At 72.5% G+C, this 21,523-nt stretch carries 14 protein-coding genes; 6 read left to right on the top strand and 8 right to left on the bottom strand.

Annotation, left to right across the window (positions count from 1 at the left end):
* Positions 1-375: 375 nt before the first annotated feature.
* The 3 genes from ABT130_RS41170 to ABT130_RS41160 all read right to left on the bottom strand — a co-directional run bounded on the left by ABT130_RS41170 (position 376) and on the right by ABT130_RS41160 (position 6,044).
* Entirely contained in the window at positions 376-591 is a 216-nt protein-coding gene (locus ABT130_RS41170; RefSeq protein ID WP_350925802.1) for a hypothetical protein, read from the bottom strand.
* 707 nt (positions 592-1,298) lie between these two features.
* On the bottom strand, positions 1,299-4,664 hold the full coding sequence (locus tag ABT130_RS41165; protein WP_350965064.1) for an ATP-binding protein: 3,366 nt from the start codon (positions 4,662-4,664) through the stop codon (positions 1,299-1,301).
* 486 nt (positions 4,665-5,150) lie between these two features.
* Positions 5,151-6,044: a carbohydrate kinase family protein gene (locus tag ABT130_RS41160; protein ID WP_350925798.1), complete on the bottom strand. Its 894-nt coding sequence runs from the start codon at positions 6,042-6,044 to the stop codon at positions 5,151-5,153.
* 199 nt (positions 6,045-6,243) lie between these two features.
* On the opposite strand from ABT130_RS41160, the gene ABT130_RS41155 reads away from it, so the two are divergent.
* Entirely contained in the window at positions 6,244-8,862 is a 2,619-nt protein-coding gene (locus ABT130_RS41155; RefSeq protein WP_350965061.1) for a bifunctional acetate--CoA ligase family protein/GNAT family N-acetyltransferase, read from the top strand.
* 53 nt (positions 8,863-8,915) lie between these two features.
* Here ABT130_RS41155 and ABT130_RS41150 read toward each other — a convergent pair whose 3' ends face one another.
* Positions 8,916-9,398, bottom strand: a complete 483-nt coding sequence (locus tag ABT130_RS41150) for a hypothetical protein (protein ID WP_350965058.1) — start codon at positions 9,396-9,398, stop codon at positions 8,916-8,918.
* A 371-nt stretch (positions 9,399-9,769) separates the two neighbouring features.
* Between ABT130_RS41150 and ABT130_RS41145 the strand changes: the two genes are divergently transcribed.
* Together ABT130_RS41145 and ABT130_RS41140 are read left to right on the top strand one after the other, a co-directional pair.
* Positions 9,770-10,360: a DUF5998 family protein gene (locus ABT130_RS41145; protein ID WP_350925792.1), complete on the top strand. Its 591-nt coding sequence runs from the start codon at positions 9,770-9,772 to the stop codon at positions 10,358-10,360.
* A complete protein-coding gene (locus ABT130_RS41140) occupies positions 10,357-11,472 on the top strand; it encodes an alkaline phosphatase family protein (protein ID WP_350925789.1) in 1,116 nt (371 codons plus the stop codon). Before ABT130_RS41145 ends, ABT130_RS41140 begins: the two co-directional genes overlap by 4 nt.
* Before the next feature lie 7 nt (positions 11,473-11,479).
* Here ABT130_RS41140 and ABT130_RS41135 read toward each other — a convergent pair whose 3' ends face one another.
* Genes ABT130_RS41135 through ABT130_RS41120 form a run of 4 tightly spaced genes read right to left on the bottom strand, consistent with a single transcriptional unit; the run spans position 11,480 to position 16,161 of the window.
* The gene (locus tag ABT130_RS41135) at positions 11,480-13,993 is read right to left on the bottom strand and encodes a CHAT domain-containing protein (protein ID WP_350965055.1); all 2,514 of its coding nucleotides are present in this window, start codon (positions 13,991-13,993) and stop codon (positions 11,480-11,482) included.
* Positions 13,994-14,458 (bottom strand): hypothetical protein, encoded by a 465-nt coding sequence (locus tag ABT130_RS41130; RefSeq protein ID WP_350925785.1) that lies wholly within the window; start codon positions 14,456-14,458, stop codon positions 13,994-13,996.
* Positions 14,455-15,033: an RNA polymerase sigma factor gene (locus ABT130_RS41125; protein WP_350925783.1), complete on the bottom strand. Its 579-nt coding sequence runs from the start codon at positions 15,031-15,033 to the stop codon at positions 14,455-14,457. Before ABT130_RS41125 ends, ABT130_RS41130 begins: the two co-directional genes overlap by 4 nt.
* Before the next feature lie 60 nt (positions 15,034-15,093).
* Complete coding sequence (locus ABT130_RS41120; protein ID WP_350965052.1) at positions 15,094-16,161, bottom strand: S8 family peptidase; 1,068 nt, start codon at positions 16,159-16,161, stop codon at positions 15,094-15,096.
* Positions 16,162-16,368: 207 nt separating this feature from the next.
* Between ABT130_RS41120 and ABT130_RS41115 the strand changes: the two genes are divergently transcribed.
* From ABT130_RS41115 to ABT130_RS41105, 3 genes are all read left to right on the top strand, one after another.
* Positions 16,369-16,863, top strand: a complete 495-nt coding sequence (locus ABT130_RS41115; protein ID WP_350925779.1) for a DUF3145 domain-containing protein — start codon at positions 16,369-16,371, stop codon at positions 16,861-16,863.
* A 205-nt stretch (positions 16,864-17,068) separates the two neighbouring features.
* Positions 17,069-20,740, top strand: coding sequence for a protein kinase domain-containing protein (locus tag ABT130_RS41110; RefSeq protein WP_350965049.1), 3,672 nt, complete (start codon positions 17,069-17,071; stop codon positions 20,738-20,740).
* Positions 20,741-21,083: 343 nt separating this feature from the next.
* A complete protein-coding gene (locus ABT130_RS41105; RefSeq protein WP_350965047.1) occupies positions 21,084-21,458 on the top strand; it encodes a hypothetical protein in 375 nt (124 codons plus the stop codon).
* Positions 21,459-21,523: the final 65 nt, after the last annotated feature.

The raw sequence follows: 21,523 nt of genomic DNA, 5'->3' as shown, positions 1-21,523 counted from the left end.
CAGAGCCTGGACGTCGAGTTCCATCGTGAATTTCCTTCCGTTGGGGAAAGACCTCCGCCGGTGATGCGGGGGTCTCGATGTCCGCCGGCGAGGCCGGCGGAGTCCGTGGGCGCGCGGTCAGGGATCAAGTCCAGGAGGTCCACCGGCTCCTTCGCCGATACGGCGTCGAGGAGGGAATCCGTTGCCGGCCGCATGGCCGTATGCCACTGCGCGATGCGCCGTTCAAAGAATTCCGGACTGATTCCCAGCCCTTTCTCAGGGTGTGGCGGAGCCGAGACGCATCGTGAAGGAGCGGAGGCCCTTCACGGCGTCGCAGGCGTCACAGCGGGACGCGGGCTGTTTGCGAACCCGCAGCTTGGCGGTGTGATCGCGCGCTCACACGGCCGCGTTCACCGGCGGCGCCGCGCCGGCGATCCAGCGCTCGACGTCATGCGTCAGGTGAGTGCCGTGTGCGTTGTACCGCAGCATCCACCGTGCGAAAGGCCGGCCCTCGCAACCGGCGGAGAACGGCGGGGCTGTGGCCGGATCGGCGGTGAGTCCCTGGCGGCTTTCCTGGAGCGCCGCTTCGTACTCGTCCAACTCGGTGCTCAACGGGCTCTCCTCTTGGGGCCGGGGAGTTGCCGACGTGTACTCCTGACGATGCCGACGGTAACCGGGGGTTCTTACGGGCCGCTTAGCCACTCTTAATGCGCACCCCGGCACGGGCCGGCCCGGCGGGCGTGGAGACCTTAAGACCGCCATTAGGCGCCACTGGCAGGCTGGTCCGCGTCCGGAGGATCACTGGCGGAACCGGTCACGGGCGAGATCCGGGCAGTCGTTTCGCACCAATGGCTCGACATCGTCCCCTGCCGGAGAACACGAATGGAGATTCGGCGTTGTGAATGAACGTGGTTCGGCGGGGGACGGCGCCCCCGGTGCGGACCGTCACGTCCTGGGGGACATCGCCCGTGCGACATTCCCACCTGAGCGCCGGGCTCGACGGAACCGATGATCGGGACCGGATGCGCCATGAGGCGTGCATGCTGGAGATCTTCGGACCGCTGGGCGTCACGGCGCGCAAAGTGCTTCTTTTCCAACAGAACGACAACCTTGTTCCTGGCGCAGGAACACATCGCGGGCACCCCGCCGAACAACCGGGAGGCCGCTCAGCACGACCGGCCCGGCGCCGTCGCCGGTTCGGATTCCCGGAGGTGCTCACGCGCATCGATCACCGCCCGCCGTGGCCGGCCGCGCAACCCGCGTGAGCCCGAGGCCCGCCCGGCCCCGCTGTCCGGCGGGTGCGGCCCCGACAGCGGCCACTACGGCGGCGCCGGGCGCCCGGCGGCCGGGACGGTCTCGCCGAGGGCGGCGGCGAGCAGGTCCAGGAAGTGGTCTACGGGACCGATGCAGGCCACCGCGGATCCGCCCGAGATCCGCCCGGCGTAGGGCAGCAGTCTCCTCCAGGTCACCCGGCATGCCGGCAGGTCGCCGACGGCGGCCTGGGCCGCGCCCTGCAAGCAGGTCATGGTAAGCCACGACCAGTCCATCGGCGGGGTCGGCCACCCTTCCCGGGCCAGGGCCCGGGCCTCGTCCAGGCGGCCCTGGGCGCACAGTTCCAGCACCCGGGCGTCGTGGTCCACGCTGGGATGGATACCGGCGATCTGGTCGATCAGCGGTCCGGCCTCGGCGATGGCGCCGCGCTGATAGCACAGCATGAGGCGGCCGTTCGCCACGACCGCGCCCGCGTACCACATGCCGAGCCGCTGGGTCTGGCGTTCGGCATCGTCGTACAGGACGTCGGCCTCGTCGAACCGGCCGGCCAGGGCGAGCCGGTTGGCCCGCCACATGGTGTGCTGGAACCGCGGCCACGGGAGTCGCAGGTGATCCAACATGACGTCGCAGCGTGCGGCGGCCCGGTCCGCCCCCTCCAGATCGGACATCTCCAGCTTGTAGTGGGTGTCCATCATGTGAGCGAGCAGTTCGAATCCCGGCGTTCCGGTGTCCAGCGCGAGCCCGTGCAGCTCATCGGTGATCTCCATGAGCTCGCCGATGCAGGTCACCTGCGGCACGGACAGCGAGCGGGCGTTGAGCGCCCGCATGAGCAGGTGCGCGTCACCGATCCGGCGCGCCATCGCGACCGCTTCGGCGGACAGGGAGAGGCAGCGGGTGTCGTCGGCGCCGCCGTCGTACAGTTCCTGGGCCAGGCCGCCCAGCAGCAGCGTCCGCTCGGCGCTGTCGGTCTCGGGCAGCAGGCGCAGGGTGTGCTCGAACTGCTCCACCAGTTGCAGTTCCACCGGCTCGTACGGGTTGCGCAGCGTCCAGATGGCCGGGGCGTCCAGCGCGGTGAGGGCGCGGGCGGTCAGCTCGGGGCCCGCTCCGGCGCGGTCGGTGACCCGCAGGGCCTGTGCGCGGACCTGGCGGGCGCCCATCGCGTCTCCCGCCTCCAGCAGGGCGCGCACCTGCTGCAGCAGGAGCTCCACGTGCTCGGCGGGGTCGCCGCCGCAGGCGCCGTGCGCGGTGACGGCCCGGCCCCACCAGGTGGCGGCCTCCTCGTACGCCGCGCAGGAACTCGCTTGCCGGGCCACCGCGCGGGCCCAGTGCGCCGCCTCCCGGTACGCCGCCGGGCCCGCCTCCACCGAGTGGTAGGCGATGGTCGTCACGTCGGCGCTCGGCTTGGCCGACAGCGCGGCCATCACCTCCCGATGGATCATCGCCTTCCGCAGCGGCGGGACGTCGCGGATCAGGGTCTCTTTGACCAGATCGTGGACGAATGTCATGCACCCGTCACCGGTGACGATGAGCCCGGCCTGCGCCGCCCGGTCCAGCAGACCGTAGGTGTGCGTCGCGCCCGGTTCCGACGCCTGGCACACCTCCGCGACCAGGCCGGGGTCGAAGCTCCTGCCGATCACCGCGGCGATGCCGAGCACCTCGGTGCTCTGCGGCCCGAGCATGGCCAGCCGTTGCCTGATCAGATCGGCCACCGCGTCCGGCACGATGTCCAGGCTCTGGCCCTGGGCCAGCAGGCGGGCGCTCTCGCAGACGAAGAACGGGTTGCCGCCGGTCCGCTCGGCCAGTCTCTCGGCCGCGGGGCCGTCCATCTTGCCGCCCAGCTCCTCGGCGAGGGCCCGAACCTCGGTGGTGGTCAGGCCGCTCAGCCGGATGCGCACCAGATCGTAACGGGCGAGATGGTAGAGGACCTCGTCCACCGAGAGCTTGAAGGCGCCGTTCGGGGAGGTGCCGGGGTGCCCCGTCAGGTCGCGGTACGCCGCTTCGCGGAACGCGGTGACCAGGGTCACGGAGACGTTCCTGGCCTGCGCCCCGGACAGCACGACGACATCCCGGAGCAGTTCGAGTGTGGCGGAGTCGGCCCAGTGCAGGTCGTCCAGGATGATCACCAGAGGCCGGAGCCGCGCGGCCTCGATGAGCCACTGCGCGATGAGCTGGTTGCGATGGCGCGCCGCCGTCCCGGGCGCGCCGGTGAGCCGCTCATCGCCCAGCAGCCCCGCCAGCGCCTGGCGATCCGGCGGCGGGACGGACTCGGCCAGCGCGCGCAGCACCTGCAGCCACGGCCACAGCGGCGGCACCCCCTCCCCCTCGTGGCAGCGCCCCCACAGCACCAGATAGCCGAGATCGGCGCAGTCGTCGCGGAACGCCTGCAACAGCCGGGTCTTGCCGATGCCGGGCTCGCCGCTGATCGCGGCGGTCACCACGCCGTTCCGGTCCATCAGGACGGGGAGGGTCGTCAACGTCGCGAGCTGCCGATCCCGCCCGATCAGATGCCCGTGGGCCGACCCCGGTGGGAGGATCTCGGCGGCCACGGGGGACGAGGGGGGATGCGACAGCGAGACGGGCTCGGGCGGGAAGGTGAGCGACCGCGACTGCTGGAGGATGTCCTTCTCCAGCGTCTGCAGCTCGGGGCCCGGATCAAGGCCGAGTTGTTCGGCGATGACCTTCCGTGCCCGGCGCAACGTGGCCAGCGCGTCGGCCTGCCGCCCGCTGCGGTAGCGGGCCAGGGCGAGCAACCACCACAGCCGCTCGCGAAGCGGATGTTCCCCGATCTCGGACTCCAGCTCGTGGATCACCGCCTGTGGACGGCCGAGATCCAGCAACGCCTGGGTCCGGCGCTCGATCGCGGTCAGGCGCAGCTCGTACAGGCGGTTCACCTCGGCGATCGCCCACAGCTCGTCGGCGAACTCGCCGTAGGGCAGGTCGCGCCACAACCGCAGCGCCTCCTCCAGGAGGTTGAGCGACTCCGCGGGCGGGCGCTGTTCCGCGTCGGAGACGAGCCTGCCGAAGCGCAGCGCGTCGACGTTCGCCGTGGCGAGCATGTAGCCGGGCCGCCGGGCGACCAGGAGCCGAGGCGGGGTGCGCGGAGCCCGGTCCGGCTCGATCGCCCGGCGCAGGTTCGACACGTGGACATGGATCGAGGCCAGCGCGTTCACCGGCGGCGCGCCGTGATACAGATCGTCGATCAGGGTGTCCGTGGAGACGACCGTACCCGCCGCGGCCACCAACCGGGCCAGGAGGGCTCGCTGCCGCGGACCGCCGAGGCTGACGGAGGCCTCGGCGGCATAGGCCTCGAAGGGACCCAGAACCCGGAACCCGACGCTCCGTTCGCCGTCTGGTCGCCCATGAAGCAACTTCTCGATCCCGTTCTCCGAGTGCCCTGCTTCACTGCCCCGCACACTGCCCCCCGGCGAAGAATGGTTCACGACGTGTCCCATAGTCGCCGGAAACCCGGCTCCGCCTCGTCACTCGTGCGGCGGATTTCGGCTCAGTCGAAAGTGGGACGCTCTCTGTCCCCGCACTGTGTCTCTCCTGCGACCGGTGCCGGGAAAGAGCCGGTCAGAGCCTGCCGGCCGCTGGAGCCGGGCAGGCTGGAGCCGAGCCGGGTCGGGCCTGTCCGCCCCCGGCTCTCAGCCATCTTCCAGCGGCGTCCACGCCGCGATCGGCTCTTCCGGTTCCCACTCCCGGCGTACCAGCGTGCTCCCTCGTCCAACCGGCCCCCGAGATCGGCAACACCGTCGAACTACGGAGCCCCGCCATCGGCTGGTGTGACCGGCTCGTGACGATCACGAACCGTGACCGTGGTCTGTCGCAGAGCTACTTGGCGGCCGGGGCCATGGGGGAGAAGACCGCCGAATCGGGTCTGCCCGGCCAGGCGGACCCCGCTAGAGGCGGGGGCGGGCGCCCAGGTGCGAGATGGCCCGGGAGGCCAGGTGGCAGCCGGAGGCCAGGGCCTCGGCCGGGGGCTTGCCGCCGAGCCAGGCCGGCAGGAAGCCCGCGGTGAAGGCGTCACCGGCGCCGGTGCCGTCGACCACGCGTTCCACGGTCCCGGCGGGGACCTTGATCGGGTCGGGGCGGTTGTTGCCGTACCAGAGCGCGCCCTCGTCGCGGAGCTTGACGACCACCTGCGGGAACCAGGCGGTGAGGACCTTGGCGGCGGCGGCGGGATCGTCGCGGCCGGTGAGGACCTTCGCCTGGTCGGTGTTGGCGAACAGCAGCTTGGCGCTCTGCGTCCACTCCAGGAAGGGCTCGGCGCCGGTGCGCTCCAGGGGAGCGGAGGAGGAGCAGTCGACCGAGACGGACATCCCGGAGCGACGAGCCATCTCCAGCGCCGCCATACCGGCGTCGCGGGAACCCTCGTTGATCAGCGTGTAGCCGGACAGGTGCAGGTGCCCGCCCTGGGAGAACAGGTCGCGGGGCAGATCCTCGGGGGACAGGGCCGCGTTCGCGCCGGGGTCGGACAGCATGGTGCGCTCGCCCTTGTGGGTGACGAGCACCACGCAGGTGCCGGTCGGTCGCTCGGGATCCATGACGAGGCGGGCGTCGACGCCGTAGCCCATCAGCTCCATGTCGCGGTTACGACCGGTGATGTCGGCGCCGCGCCGCCCGATGAAGGCGACCTCCGTGCCCTCGACGGCGAGCCAGGAGGCGATGTTGGCCCCTGAACCACCGCCGTGCATGGTGACGACCGCCGGTGTGTCGCTGGCCCTCGCCAACGGGTAGCGAGCTCTCGCGACCGCGTCGGTCATGAGATCGCCCACCACGACCACCCGCGTCATGATGTCACCACCTTGCTGCCTTCGATGCCGACGTGCCTCTGGCCGTGCTTCAAGCCGTACCTCTAGCCGCGAAAAACTTAACAGCTTCCGGCCAGGGTATGGGGTCTTGACCAGACACCGGACCATAGTCGATGCACAAGCGTTGCGTGAATTCGTGCCGGTGGTCCGTCTTGTGAGATTCGCGTCTACTCTCGGGGCTGTGGAGGTTGCTCAGTACCCTGCTCACTGGGAGGCGGACGTCGTCCTGTCGGACGGCGGAACCGCCCACGTGCGCCCGATTCGGCCCGCCGACGCCGACCGGTTGCGTTCCTTCTACAGCCGGCTGTCCGCCGAGTCGATCTACTTCCGCTTCTTCGGCCCCCGGCCGCGGCTGTCGGATCGGGAGATCACCTGGTTCACCAACGTCGACTACGTGGACCGCGTGGCGTTGATCGCCACGATCGGCACTGAGATGGTGGGGGTCATCCGCTATGACCGGATCGACCCCGGCGAGGCGGAGGTCGCCTTCCTGGTCGAGGACGCCCACCAGGGCCGGGGGGTCGCCTCGGTGCTCCTCGAACACCTGGCCGCCACCGCCAGGGAGCGGGGGATCGCCCGCTTCGTCGCCGATGTGCTGCCCGCCAACCAGAAGATGATGGCGGTCCTCAAGCAGGTCGGCTACACCGCGCAGAGCAGTTTCGCCGACGGCGTGGTCCGGATGACCCTCGATCTCACCCCGACCGAGACCGCCCAGGAGGTGACCGCCTCCCGCGAGCACCGCGCCGAGTCCCGCTCGATCGAGCGACTGCTCTCGCCGGGCTCGGTGGCGGTCGTCGGAGCGGGCCGCGAGCCGGGCGGCGTCGGCCAGACCGTGCTGCGCAACCTGCTCGGCGCCGACTTCACCGGTCCGGTCTACCCCGTGCACCGCGAGGCGCGGGCCGTGGCGGGGGTGCGGGCCTACCCGAGTGTGACGGACATCGACGGGGAGGTGGACCTCGCCGTTCTCGCCGTACCCGCCGACGGGGTGATCGACGTGGTCAAGGAGTGCGCGGAGAAGGGGGTGCGCGGGCTGATCGTGGTCTCCTCCGGATTCGGCGAGACCGGCCCCGAGGGGCGGGCCAGGCAGGACGAGATGGTGCGCATCGCCCGCGCGTACGGCCTGCGGGTCGTCGGCCCCAACTGCCTCGGCGTCGCCAATACCGACCCATCGGTACGCCTGAACGCCACGCTCGCCGCCACCCTCCCTGAGCGCGGCAGGGTCGGCTTCTTCAGCCAGTCCGGAGCCCTGGGCACCGCGCTGCTGCAGCGGGTGGCCCAGCGGGGCATGGGCATCTCCTCGTTCGTCTCCGCGGGTAACCGCGCCGACGTGTCGGGCAACGACCTGCTCCAGTACTGGGAGGAGGATCCGCAGACCGACGTGATCCTGCTCTATCTGGAGTCGCTGGGAAACCCCCGCAAGTTCGCCCGCCTCGCGCGGCGTATCTCGCGCCGCAAGCCGATCGTGGTCGTCAAGAGCGGCGGCACCACCCAGGGCGTGCCCACCGGTCACGCCGCGCCCGTGCTCGGCCTGCCGGACACCGCGCTCAGCGCGCTGTTCGAGCAGGCGGGAGTGATCAGGGTGGACGACCTGATCCAGCAGTTCGACGTGGCGCAGCTACTGGCCTACCAGCCGTTGCCCGCCGGGCCCAGGGTCGGCCTGGTCGGCAACTCCGACGCGATGGCGCTGCTGGCGGCCGACGCCTGCGTGCGGGTCGGCCTGGCGCCCAGACCGCCGGTCGACCTCGGCGCCCGGGCGGGCGCCGCCGAGTTCGGCGCGGCCCTGGCCTCGGTGCTCCCGGACGTGGACGCGGTGGTCGCGATCTACATGCCGCCCATCCCGGGCAACGCCGAAGAGGTCGGTGCCGAGCTGCTGCGAGCCTCCAAAGACTGCGGCAAACCGGTGCTGGCCATCTTCGAGGGCAAGATCGGCATGCTCGGGGAACTGCGGGTCGGCGCCACCCCCGAGCGGGGCTCCATCCCCTCGTACACGGCGCCGGAGGAGGCGGTCCGCGCGCTCGCCCATGTGGTGCGGCACGCGCGCTGGCTGGAGCAGCCCGCGGGGGTGCCCGAGGAGATCGAAAGCGTCGACACCGGTGCGGCACGGAGCCTCGTGCTCGCCGCTCTTGGCGACGCCCCGGCCGAGATCGACGCCTCGCAGCTGCTCGCCTGCTACGGGGTGGAGGTCTGGCCGTCGGAGACGGTGACCTCGCCCCAGGAGGCGGTCGACGCCGCGACCAGGCTCGGCTGGCCGGTGGTGCTGAAGGCCGCGGGAGCCGAGGCGGCCAAGCGCGCCGGGACCGTGCGCCTGGGACTGTCGGGACCCGACGGGGTGCGTGACGCCTACGCCGACCTGACGCGCCAACTCGAACCCGAGGCCGTGCTCACGGTGCAGCGGATGGCTCCGCAGCCCGCGGTGCCGACCGTGGCCGGTGTGATGGAGGACCCCGCCTTCGGCGCGGTCGTCTCCTTCGGGCTCGGTGAGATCACCGCACGGCTGCTGCGCGACGAGGCGTACCGGCTGGCGCCGCTGACCCGCGAGGACGCGGCGGCACTGGTGAGGTCGCCGCGCGCCGCCCCCCTGCTCCTCGGCGAGTACGGCTACCCGCCGGTCGCGGTCGAGGCGCTGGAGGACCTGCTGATCCGGCTCGGGCGGCTGGCGGACGACCTCCCCGAGGTGGCGCGGCTCACCCTCGACCCGGTGCTGGTGGGGGAGTCAGGGGTGACCGTGCTGGGCGCCCGGGCCGTGCTCCGCAGCCACCGGGGACCGCGTCCCGACGGCGGCCCTCGGCGCCTCGGCTAGCGTGCTCTCCCGCCGGGCCCACGGCGGGAGAGCACGGCGCACCCCGGCCTCGCTCAGGTCGCGGGCGTCGCGGGGACGATCTGGACCGTGCTGGCGACGGTGGCGGTCGCAGGGCGGGTCCCGGCGGGGACGGCCACGGCCTCGACCGCCCTGCCGGAGGCGGTCAGCGTGCCGGTGGCGTCCCTCGCCACGGTCACGCCGACCGTGATCCGGGGAAGCTGGAAGCCGGGGGAGGCCAGGTCACGCGTTTCGCAGCCGACGCTGCCGCCCGTGATCCGGCATCTCCAGCCCGCGCCGGAGGCCCGTACCGGGGTCAGGCCCGCGGGGAAGTAGTAGGTGACCTCGGTCGGGTATCCGATCCCGCCGGAGGCGGGGTCGGCGGTGACGTCTATGGAGAACGTGCCGGTGCCACCCGCCTCGAACGGGCCGTCGTGGACCGTGGTGAGGATCAGGTCGCCGGGGAACCTCGCTCCCAGGGCGGGCGGCACGCCCGCGACGGCCGCCGCGACGGTCAGCACGAGACCGATTCGTCGCATCGGCCCGCATCCCGCAGGATCTGGACGTTCATCGGTCATATTTCCTCATCCCCCGATTCCGCCGGGAATCCACCGCCTCCAATTCCGATGCGGTGAAAACATGCTTGGATTTGCGAAACATTCGCCGAATGCGGTGAACCATCCGTCGCCGCGGCTCGGGACGGCGGGCGTGCCACCGCCACTGCTCCCGGTAGCCCCGAAAGGATCACGCCAAACCGATCGAAGGGAAAAGTCGAGGGCCGGTGAGGGCGTCCGGCGGCGTCCACGCGGCCGGGAAGGGGCCGTGGTGGGGCGGATCACGATTTGCACCACCTGCCAAAGGTCGCGCGCTCCCGGTGAAAGCGTTGCCCCGGACAGGGCAGGATGGACCCATGAGGGAAACCCGACTCTCGTCCGCCGGCCTGCGCGACGCCATCGACCGCAGTGGCTACTATCCCGATCTGGTCGCCGACGCGGTCGAGTCCGCGCTCGGCAAGGAGCAGGTGGGCGCCTACGTCGTGCACCACGAGGCCACCTTCGACCCGGCCATGGAGGTGCGCAGGCACGTCACGGTGCTGGTGCTCTCACCCACCCGGCTACTCGTCTGCCACACCGACGAGCACCCGCCCGTGGAGGGGGTGTCGGCGTCACACGCCTCCACGACCACCGAGGCCGTGCGGCTCAGCCGGATCCAGTCGGTCGCGGTCACCAGGGTCGTCCCCGACCCCGCCTCCTACGTGCCGGGCGTGCCGCCCACGGAGGTCACGCTCACGATCGGCTGGGGGGCCATCTCCCACGTCGACCTGGAGCCGGCCACCTGCGGTGACGAGAACTGCGAGGCCGACCACGGATACACCGGTGCCATCACGGCCGACGACCTCTCCCTGCGGGTGAGCGAGGCGGCCGACGGGCCAGAGGCCGTCTCCCACGTGCTGGCCTTCGCCAAGGCACTGTCGGAGGCCACCGCCCGCACCGCCTCATGACCCCGCTGGTCCCCGCCTACGGGACGGCCTCGCTCGCGGACCTGTCCTCCTCGCTGCTCGCCGCGGTCGGGATGGACGGCGACAACCCGCTGGGCCTCGCCCCGGCAGAGCGAGTCCTGCTCTTCCTCGTCGACGGCATGGGCGCCGAACTGCTCCGCGCCCACCCGCTGGCCGCGCCGTTCCTGTCCGCCAGGCTCGACCGGGTGCTCACCGCGGGCTTCCCCGCCACGACCGTGACCAGCCTGGGCACGCTGGGCACCGGTCTGCCGCCGGGCGAGCACGGCATGCTCGGCTACCAGCTCGCCGTGCCCGGCGCCGGCTACATGCTCAACTGCCTGCGCTGGACCGCCCAGGGCCCCCTCGTCGAGCCCGGCGACTGGCAGCCCGCTCCGACCGTGTACGAGCGTGCGGCGGCGGCCGACATCCCGGTCAGCTACATCGGCCCGGCCAGGTTCGAGACCACCGGCTTCAACAGGGCCGTCTACCGGGGCGTGCGCTTCGTCGGTGCCGACGAGGTCGACGACCGGATCGCCGGGGTCCGCCACGCGCTGACCGAGCCCCGCGCCCACGTCTCGGTCTACTACGGAGACCTCGACTCCATCGGCCACCGGACCGGCTGGGGCTCCCCGGCCTGGCTCGACCAGCTCGCCCGGGTCGACCGGATGGCCGAGCGACTGGCCGAGACGCTCCCGCCCGGCTCGGCGATGTACGTCACCGCCGACCACGGCATGGTCAACGTCACCGAGCGTGTCGATGTCGACACGCTCGGCGTGCTGCGCGAGGGCGTCGCACTGCTCGGCGGGGAGGCCAGGGCCCGTCACGTCTACACCGTCCCCGGCGCCGCGGAGGCGGTCCTCGACACCTGGCGCGACATCCTCGCCGGAAAGGCATGGGTGGCATCCCGCCAGGAGGCGGTCGAATCCGGCTGGTTCGGCCCCAGGGTCCGCCCCGAATGGCTGCCCAGGATCGGCGACGTCCTCGCCGTTCCGTACACCGACTGCGCCATCGTCGCCTCGGTCGCCGAGCCGCAGGAGGCGGCCTTCGTCGGCTGTCACGGTTCGCTGACACCCGCCGAGCAGCACGTTCCCCTCCTGGAGGTGAGCACCAGATAGACCAGCGCTACGCCGGGTCGTGGGCCGGTCGAGTGACCGATTCCCCGGGGCCTGACGCCACCGGCTGATCCCCGCACCCGAAGCAGACGAAGCCCGCCACCCCGGTCTTCCCGCTCGCGGTGGCCAGTGCCCGTGCGGGCGGGGCGCCGGCGGCCAGCGACCCGTGGAAGGCGGTCATCAGAGCCAGCGTCTCCTCGTCGCGCACCGGCACCAGGCTGGCCACCACGCACCGCGTCCCCAGCGACAGGAACGTGCCCGCCAGCCCCAGCGGCGCCCCGTCGGCCGGGGCGTGCGCCATCCCCGCGTCGCACGCCGACAACACCACCAGGCCCGGCGGGGTGCGCAGCCGGAGCAGGTCGTACGCCATCAGCGGGCCGTCGTCGAGATCGATGCTCGACAGCAGCGGGCTGCGCGGGGAGAACATTCCGTGCGCGGCCAGATGCGCCACGTCCGCCCGCTCCAGCGCCGTCATCACCTCCGCCCGCCGAGCCGCCACCCGCTCGGTCCCCGGGTGGCACTCGCCGACCATGCGGGCCTCGGCCTCCGAGCACCGCAGCCCCGGCCCCGCCACCGTCACGACACGCCCGTCCCGCACGGCGGGCACCTGCCTGCCGGCCAGCCAGGCGGCGGCGCTGGCCGCCACGCTCACCGGCCGCTTCGCGTTCATCGGCAGCAGCGGCCAGGGCAGGATGTGCAGCGCCCCCGTCGGCACGATCACCAGCGGCCGGTCGCCCAGCCGGTCACGCAGCGGGTGGAAGAGCAGCCGTTCCAGCTCCGCGGCCTCCGCGCCGGACTCTGGCGCCCTTCCATCGAGCAGGTGTGTCCTGCGCAGCCCGTACCGGAGGCGGACGGTGGCCTCGGCGACGGTCGCGAACGGGCCGAGGCGGCGCAGCGTCACACGTTCCCCGGTGACCACGACGGCGGCCAGTTCCGCCTCGTGGCGGACGAACTCCACCAGGACCGACTCCCCGAGCGCCGCTCGCAGCGCGGCCAGGCCGGGCGCGAGCGGCCGGCCCGCGCCCCCGGTGACCGCCCGCCACCGTTCGGCCCACGCCAGGACCGTGCGGCCTCGCCCGGTCCGCATGGCGAGGGCCAGCCCGAACTCGGCCAGCGGCTCACCCTCCCTGGCGGCGTGCGCGCGCATCACCGGGTCCTCGAACGCCTTCGTTCCGGACCCCACCTCCGCGAGGCCCGCCAGCACCGCCGCGAACGCCCCCCGCCGGTCGCCGGCCAGGAACCGCCGCAGCGCCGTCGCCCGGCGGGCGACCACTCCGCGACCCGAGCGGGCGAGGAGGGCCAGCTGGCCCTCGGCGGACGGCCGGTCACCCAGCCGGAGCGCGATCTCGGCGGCGCTGAGCCTGAGCGCCGCCGAGGCGTCCCGGTGCCCGGCGGCATCGAGCGCCTCGGCGCACGAGAGCATCTCCGGCACCGTCGCCGGTAACTCGGCGGAGGACGGGTCCAGCGCGAGCCGGGCCCGCAGCAGGATCTCTTCGGCGAGCGGCGTCAGGACCGTCCGTCCCTGCGCGGCCAGCTCGCGGGCGGCCAGCTCCGCGCTCTCCCGGGCACGGCGCGGATCTCCGGTGCGCAGCTCGACCCTGGCGAGCAGGAGTCGGGCCTCGGCCAGGGTCACCCCGGCGCCCGCCGCCGCCAGCTCGGGAACCGCCATGTCCAGCAGCGCCCGAGCCTCGCCGGGCAGGTGGGCGGTGACCAGTGCCTCGGCCAGGTCGCAGCGGACCGTCGCCAGCCGCTCCGGGTAGTCGAGCAGGAGGTCCTGGGCGCGCCGGTAGGCGGTGAAGGCGGCGGGCAGGTCGCCGCGCCGCGCGGCCAGGAACGGCAGGTTGCCCTCGGCGAGTGCGAGCACATGTTCCAGGCCCGCGTCCCTCGCCAGCTCCGCGCACCGGCCCAGGTCGGCCTCCGCCGCCTCGAACTCCCCGAGGAACACCCGGGCGAGCCCGCGGTTCAGCATCGCCCCGGCCACGAACCTGACGTCGTCGCCGAGGACGGTCATGGCCCGGTCGCAGTGCTCGACGGCCTCGCGGTAGCGGCCGAGCCTCGCCAGGGCCATCGCGCGATGCACGCCGAGCCTGCCCAGCTCGGCCGGGGCCAGACCGGGTTCGGCGTCGGTGGCGATGGCCAGTGCCTGCTCCGGGTGGCCCAGCTCGGTGCGGATGTGGACCAGCGACAGGCGCGCCTGGGCGGCCCGGTGCGGCAGCCCGGCCCGCAGTGAGATCTCCACCGCCCGGTGCAACCGCTCCTCGGCGAACGGCAGGTCGCCGAGCTCACGTGCCGCCACCGCCAGTGCCCGGTGCGCCACCGCCTCCGCCTCGCAGTGCCGGCAGCCCGAGGCCCGCTCCGGCACCGCGCCGCCGCCGTCCGGATCACCCGTCTGGCCGGTCGTTCCCCGGCAGGACGCGGGGAGCGAGGCGAGCACGGTACGGGCCAGAGCGAGGGCTCGGGCCGGGTCGCTGCCCGAGAGGTCGACCGCGCGCTCGGCGGCGGCGAGCGCCTCGTCGAAGGTCAACTACGGGCGGATCCGGGTCCAGCTGGTGACCACCGGGAAGCTCTCCGGCCGGTGACACACCACGCTGAACCAGCCCGGCGGCAGGCCGGTGACGGCGAACTGGCCCGTCGGGGACAGGGGGCGCGACTCGGTGAGGTGTAGCGTGCGGATCTCGACCAGCGTGCCCGCCTCGGGACAGGGGGAGACCTGGCCCGCCAGGTCGACCAGCCCGTCCAGGGAGGTGACCTCCAGCTCCACCGTGAGCTCGGCGGCGACGAACCTCAGCAGCCGGGGCTCCTCGGTGGACCGGACGCCCTGCGGCGCGGGGGTGACCACGGGGCGGGCCGTGCCGGCACCGGGCAGCCGCAGACCGAAGACCGCACGGGCGGCGGTCGTCACCTGGGCCGGCACCGGGTCGCTCCCGGAGGCCAGGCGCAGCGCGGCTATCAGGGACTCGTCGTCGATCGTCGTCGGATGTCGCGTCACGGTGTCGCCTCCCGAGTGGTGAGCATGGTGCGTAGTCGGTTCAGGCAGCGACCCCGGGTGGGGCCGTAACTGCCGCTGGGCATGCCCAGACGCCCGGCCAGCTGGTGGACGCCCGCGTCGGGGGCCGTGGCCATCAGCCGGAACAGCGAGCGGCACGGCTCGGGCATCTGGTCGACGGCCTGCCACAGACGACGGCTCTCGTCGGCGGTCAGCACGGCCAGCGCCGGATCGGCGTGGACGTGCCCGGCGTCGGCCGGCTCGGTGTCCACGCACGCACGTTCCGCGTCCACCGGGTCGGCGACCAGCCGCTCGCCCCGGTGCCGCCGGCGGAGCAGGGACGCCTCGCGCTTGGCCGTGGTGAACAGCCAGGGACCGATCCGGTCCGGGTCACGGATGGTGTGCAGGCTCTCGAGCAGCCGTAGCCACGTGCCCTGCACCGCGTCGGCGGCGTCCGCCGGGCTCAGGTCGTAGGCGCGCACCGCCGACCACAGCGCGCCCGTGAAGCGGGTGACCAGCGCGTCCCAGGCCGCCTGGTCGCCGGCCAGGACGGCCTCGATCGTGGGCTGGTCGCTCACCGGCACCTCCGGGCCACATAAGGCACTCTGAGTATTCGAGTGAATACTTTGGGTGAGACTTTAGCCGGGCGTGGGCACGACGACTCCCAAATCGGGGATCCGCCTGGCCCCCACCGGATCGAGGACGTGTTTCGCGGCCTCCCGCGAGGGCCGGTCCGCCGACGCCGCGGCGATCGCCCCGCTCACCAGGGCGGCGGCGAAGGAGGTCCCGCTCCAGCGCGCGTAGCCGCGGAACGCGCCGTGTTCGAGGAAGGTGCTGGACAGCCACTCGCCACGGGCACACGCGTCGACCCACGGGCCGTATGCCGAGAACGGAGCCCTGGCCTGCTCCGCCGCGTCCAGTGCTCCGACGGCGATCACCTCGGGCGAGGCGGCGGGCCAGAAGGGGCGGTCCGAGGCGGTGTTGCCCGCGCAGGCCACCGTGACCGTGCCGGCCAGTTCCGTCAGGGCGGTCTCCACCAGCGGGGAGGGGCCGTCGTCGAAGGTGTGCCCGCCGAAGGACAGGTTGAGCACCCGGGGTGGTTCGGCCCTGAGCCGGCCCAGGACGCGCAGCAGTCCGGCCTCGTCTCCGATGCCGTGGCTGTTCAGCATCCGGATCGGCCGCGGCCTCGCCGCCGGGGCCGACCGCAGGACCAGCCCGGCGATGAACGTGCCGTGCCCCGCCTGGGGGTCCAGTTCGCCGTCGCCGTCCGAGTCGGGCACCTCCGCGGACTCCTGTCCCCGTTCCAGAAACCACGGGCTCGTCCGCCACCACGGGTGCGACGCCAGGCCCGTGTCGGCCAGCGCCACCGTCACGGCGGTCGTGGCGGGCCCGTCCGCGGCGGGCTCGGGCATCGGGAGGGCGAGGGTGGGGAAGGGGCGGGAGGCCGGACCTCCGAAGTAGAGCGGCTGGCCCGTCAGCACATGGTTGGGGGAGGCGGGAAGTCCCCGCTCCCGTAACGACGCCACCAGGTCGCAGACGTCCACGCCCGATGAGAGCCGCACCCGGTAGATCCCTTGGGCCTCGGTGACGGCGTCGGCCCAGCGGGCGGTGGCGGCCATGCCCGAGGCGTCGGTCAGCAACTGACCTTTTCTGATCAGAGCGGGCGATCCGGGGATGGGTTCCACCCGTTCTATATCGGTATCCATCTGGTCCTCCGGGGGTGCTCACCAGCTTGCGGGGGTTCTCTTCGCTCCCGAGGATGCCCTGGCCAAGCGTCCGCGTCGCAACATCTTGGTATGACCCCCCTCTGGTGCGACGTCACGACCGACGGTAGTCTCTCCTTCAGTCACTTGTGATCATCCTGGGACGAGGCCGTTGGGGAAGGCGCACCTCGTACCGAAACGGGAGGTCCGGTGTCTGCTCGTGGCGTGCTTTACGTCCACTCAGCTCAGCCTGCGCTGTGCCCTCATATTGAATGGGCGGTCGCAGGCGTTCTTGGCGTACCCGTGGACCTGACCTGGACGCCACAGCCCGCCGCGCCCGGTCACGTGCGCGCACAGGCCGAGTGGGAGGCCCGGGTGGGGACCGCGGCGGCCATCACCTCATCCCTGATGGGCTGGCAGCGGATCCGCTTCGAGATCACCGAGGACGCCTCACCGGGTGTCGACGGGGCCCGGCACGCCTACACCCCGTCTCTCGGTGCCTTCACGGCCGTTGTCGGGGCCACGGGTGACATCCTGATCCCGGAGGACCGGCTGCGCTCCGCCATGCTGATGGCACGCCAGGGCCGCGTGGTGCTGGAGGAGGAGATCGATCGCCTGCTGGGCAAGCAGTGGGATGCCGAGCTTGAGTCGTTCCGCTACGCGGGGGAGGGCGCACCGGTCCGCTGGCTGCACGCCGCCGTCTGACCTCGCGGTCCGCCCCGCCGGTCTCGCGCGCTCCCGTCGAGGTGAGCGGCCCGTACCCGCCCTGACGACCCCCTGCCGGGTCGGCGGATGATCATGCGCATGTCGCGCCGGGAGACACGGCTGAGTTTCTCGCCGGATGCCGCAACTTTTGCTGCCTTCATAGCGACATAAAGGGGGATCGGAATCTGGATCGTCGGGAGTGGGCGTGTCACTGCGTGTCGGAGACCCTCAGCGGATCGGTGGCTACTGGCTCGCGGGGCGCCTGGGCGAGGGCGGGCAGGGAGTCGTCTACGACGCCTACGACGAGACGGGCGGCAGAGTCGCGATCAAGGTTCTGCGTGCCGGCGGTAGGGCGGATCCGCAACTGCGGGGACGCTTCACCAAGGAGGTCGCCGCCACCCAGAAGGTCTCCTCCTTCTGCACCGCGAGGGTCATCGAGGCTCACCCCGAGGCGTCCCCGCCCTACATCGTCAGCGAGTTCGTCCATGGCCCGACGCTGAAGCAGGCGGTCACGACCGCCGGGCCCTACCACGGTGACGGGCTCCACCGCCTGGCCACCGCCATCGCCACCGCCCTCGCCTCCATCCACCGGGCAGGGGTGATCCACCGGGATCTGAAGCCGGAGAACGTGCTGCTCGGCCCGGACGGTCCACGAGTGATCGACTTCGGTATCGCGCGAACGGAGGAGGCGTCACTGACCACCGACGGCCTCGCCGCCGGCACGCCGCCGTACATGGCGCCCGAGGTGCTGTCAGGGCAGCGCGCGCAGGCGTCCGCCGATGTGTTCGCCTGGGGAGCGGTGATCCTTTTCGCGGCGACCGGCCACCACGCCTTCACCGGTGAGACCACCGCCGCGGTCCTGCACCGTGTCCTGACCTTTCACCCCGACCTGAGCGTCCTGGACGGCTCGCTCCGCATCCTGGTCGGACGGGCACTGGAGAAGGATCCGGAGCTGCGGCCGTCGGCACAGGAGTTGCTGATGGGCCTGATCGGGAACCCCGGCGACACCGGCGCTCTTCTCCGGGACGGGGTACGGGCAGCCGAGCGGGTACGCCCGCCCGCGCAGCTGAACGCCGCCGATCCCGCCCTCGGCACGCACGCCGAGACCGTCTACCTCAGCCTGCCGCCCGCCGCGCAGCGGCTGATGCCGGAGATCTTCCTGCGGATGGTCGGCGTCGACGAGGACAGCCAGGACACGCTCAGGCGGGCTCCGCGTGCCGAGTTCGCCGACGGCAGGTCCGAGGAGGAGGCCGCCCTCGTGGCGCAGGTGCTCGCGGCCTACGGCTCCGCCGGTCTCATCGTCACCGACCCGGACACCGACACCGTGACCATCGCCCACCTTGCGCTGTTGCGGGCCTGGCCCCGCCTGCACGAATGGGTCGACGCCGAACGCGGCGGCCTGCCGGTTCACTGGCGGCTCAACGCCGCGGCCCGGCGTTGGAAGACGGGCGGGATCAAGGACGGGGACCTCTACCAGGGAAGCGCGCTGGAGACCGCGCTCCAGTGGGCGGCCACCGGCCGCCACCACCTGAACCTCACCGGCTCGGAGAGCAGCTTCCTCACCGCCAGCACGGTGCTGGTCCGCCGGCGGGGCAGACGACGCCGGTTGGTCACCCTCAGCCTGGCCGTGTCGCTGGCCCTCGCGGTCGCCGCGGGTGGCCTCGCGGAACAGCAGCGCCGCACGGTGGCCGAGCAACTGGACCGGGCGCAGGCCCAGGCGATAGCGGGCAGGGCGGACGCGCTGCGGGCCACCGACCCGCGGGCGGCGATGCTGCTGAGCGTGGCCGCGTGGCAGACCGCTCCCGTCGCCGAGGCCCGGTCGAGCCTCTACAGCTCGCTGGCCCAGCCACAGCAGGACCTGTTCGCCGATCCGGACGGCACCGCCACGACGGTCCACGCCCTGAGCCCCGACGGCCGGATGCGTGCCGACGTGAACGAGAACGAGGTTCAGGTCTGGGAGGTCGGCACGCGTGAGCGACTCCACACCTTCACCACGGCGGGCAAGCCGGCCTTCGCCGCATCCCTGAGCCCGGACGGCACCAGGCTCGCCACGGCCGCCGGTGACGGGTTGCGGCTCTGGGACCTCGCCTCGGGAAAGCAGATCGGCGCCGAGTTCGGCGACACGTCCTTCCTCAAGCTCGCGGAGAAACTGGAGTTCGGCCCCAGCGGACGCCTGCTCGTGGTCAGCAAGGGCGGCGAGCTGCCGCAGGGGCAGCTGTGGGACGTGGACAGCCGGCGGCGGATCCTGCCGCCGACGACGCTGACCTACCTCGACGTGACGGCCCTGTCCGTCGACGACAGGGCCGTCATATCGGGTATCCCGTCAGGTGGCGTCGGCGACACGGGGCCGGCGACCGAGCTGTGGGACCTCCGTACCCGGACGCGGGTGCCGGCACCGTGGCTCTCCCGGGGCGGCTTTCTCCCCGTGGGGATCAGCCCCGACGGCAGGACGATCGTGAACGCGGCGTTCGACCAGGCGCGGACGGAGTGGCGGGCGGAACTGTGGGATGTCGCCTCCGGCACGCGGTCGGCCGGAAAGTTCGCGCCGACGCGGTCGATTCCGCGGTTCGCGTTCAGCGCCGACGGCCGCTTTCTCGCCTACTCCGACGCCGAGGGCGCCAGGGTGACGCTCTGGCGGATGAGTGATCGTCGTGAGCTGGCCCGCTACCCGCTTCCCGGCCTGGGGAGCGTGACGCCCCGCTTCGGTCCTGAGGGTCGCACGCTCTGTCTGCTCGGAGACTGGGGTTCGGTGCTGACCCTCGACATCGATGCCTACACCCATCCGCTGCTCAGCGGCGCCGGCGGCCACGACGCGGTGTTCAGCCCCGACGGGCGCGTCATGGCGGTGGAGGGCAGCGGAGAGGTCCGGCTGTGGGACACGGCGCTGCGCAGGCCGCTGGGCGATCCCCTCCGGGTGCCGGGAGACGACCTCACGAACGATCACCTGGCGCGGGCCGCCGCGACCTTCAGCAAGGACGGGAAGACCCTCGTCGTCGGCTACGGCACGATGGTGAGCGTATGGCAGGTCTCCACCCGGCGCATGCTCGCCTCCTTCCCCTACAGCGAGCAGAAGCCGCGAACCGACGCGGTGGTCGGCCCGTACCAGTACGACGGCATCGAGGAACTCGTGCTCAGCCCGGACGGCAGGACCCTCGCCGCCACGTTCTACCTCACCTGCGGGGAGTGCCCCGAGCCGTTGGGGGCCCTCGCGCTCTGGGACCTGCCGAGCGGGCGCCCGATCCGGCTCATCGAGCAGCAGCGCAGCGACATGCCCGCCCTGTTCGGCCGCGCGGGCCTGGCGTTCCTTCCAGACGGGCGCACCTTGGCGGTGGGCAGCCTGGGCGCCGTCGGCCTCATGGACGTCGCCTCGGGCAAGCTGGTCAACAGGCCGAGCGGAGCGGCCGACTCCAACAGCGTGGTGGCGGTAAGCCCTGACGGCACCACCGTCGCCACCGGTGAGGAGAACGGCCAGATCAAACTCTGGAACGCCCGGACCTGGCAGCGCCTCGGCCCCGTCCTGGTCGGTCACACCGGCGCCGTCACGGATCTGGTCTTCGACCAGGGCCTGCTCGCCAGTGCCGGGCGGGACGGCACGGTACGGCTCTGGAATCCCGCCACCGGCCGGCAGATCGGCTCCGCCATCACCGGGCACACGGACGAGGTCGCGGCGATCTCGCTCGACCTCGACGGCACCAGCCTGTATCACGTCGCGCGCGACGGCGGCTTCCAGGAGTTCCCCCTGGATTCCCCACGGGTCGTCGCGGCGGTGTGCGGGCGGGCGGGCGGGAACCTCTCCACCCAGGAGTGGGCGCGTTACCTGCCCGACCTGCCCTACCGGGAGGTCTGCCCCGAGACCGGTACGAGCGGGGGCGCGTGAGGCCACGGGTCCGCAACGGGAAGCCCCCGCCCGGGGCCTCCTGCCCAGAGTCGGCCAGGCCGGGAACCACCGGCTGCCGCACACCCTCGCCACCCCACAGCACCGGACCAGGTCCCCATCCCATGGTCGATAGACCGTGACGGCGAACAGGCCCGCCGAGATGTGCTCCACAGCGGCCAAAGCCACCCTGCTGGTCACAAGAGGGATGGGCATCCATCCCCCGCCGCCGCCGGCTGGAATGGCGCAGGCGAGGTGCCGCCAGGGGCGGTATGTCCCTACGATGCTGTACGGTCGCCGCGACGGGCCGCGATGAGACGGGCATGGCAGGCCTAGGGAGAACTCAGTGAGGCGATGGAGACGGGCGGTCCTCGTGCTACAGGCCATCGCGCTCCTGGTGTACCTCGTCATGCCCGACCCGTTCACCTCCTCCGCGAGCGCGGCCGCTTCCCCGGCCGTCGGCGCCCAGGCGGGGCAAGCGTTCCTGTCCCATCTCTCGCGCGATGACCCCGCCCGGCCCATGACCACCTCTGACGAGGTGGCCACGGCGCCGCGAGACACACCCGGTGCCCACCCTCCGGCCGCCGACGCCCTTTGCCTGGCGAGCACCGCCCTGCCCGATCCCGACAGGGCCAGGCCATCCGGGGAGTGGGCGCCAAAGGGCAGCGCCCTGGTCGCGTTGCGGCCCTCGCTGTCTGCCTTGCAGGTCCTTCGCTGCTGACAGGCCGCTCGTGGTGGGGGGGCGCCCCCCCGGCGGGGGGGCCGGCCCCCCGGGGAGCACCCGGC

The organism is Streptosporangium sp. NPDC001681 (genome assembly GCF_040298085.1).
Taxonomy (GTDB): Bacteria; Actinomycetota; Actinomycetes; order Streptosporangiales; family Streptosporangiaceae; genus Streptosporangium.
The sequence above is the reverse complement of the archived record's forward strand: the minus strand, read 5'-3'. Positions and strand labels throughout refer to the sequence as shown.

Coding starts and splice junctions, on each gene's coding strand:
- ABT130_RS41160 (WP_350925798.1), bottom strand. CDS start 6,044: ATGACGCGGGTGGTCGTGGTGGGCGATCTCATGACCGACGCGGTCGCG.
- ABT130_RS41150 (WP_350965058.1), bottom strand. CDS start 9,398: ATGCGACGAATCGGTCTCGTGCTGACCGTCGCGGCGGCCGTCGCGGGC.
- ABT130_RS41145 (WP_350925792.1), top strand. CDS start 9,770: ATGAGGGAAACCCGACTCTCGTCCGCCGGCCTGCGCGACGCCATCGAC.
- ABT130_RS41140 (WP_350925789.1), top strand. CDS start 10,357: ATGACCCCGCTGGTCCCCGCCTACGGGACGGCCTCGCTCGCGGACCTG.
- ABT130_RS41120 (WP_350965052.1), bottom strand. CDS start 16,161: ATGGATACCGATATAGAACGGGTGGAACCCATCCCCGGATCGCCCGCT.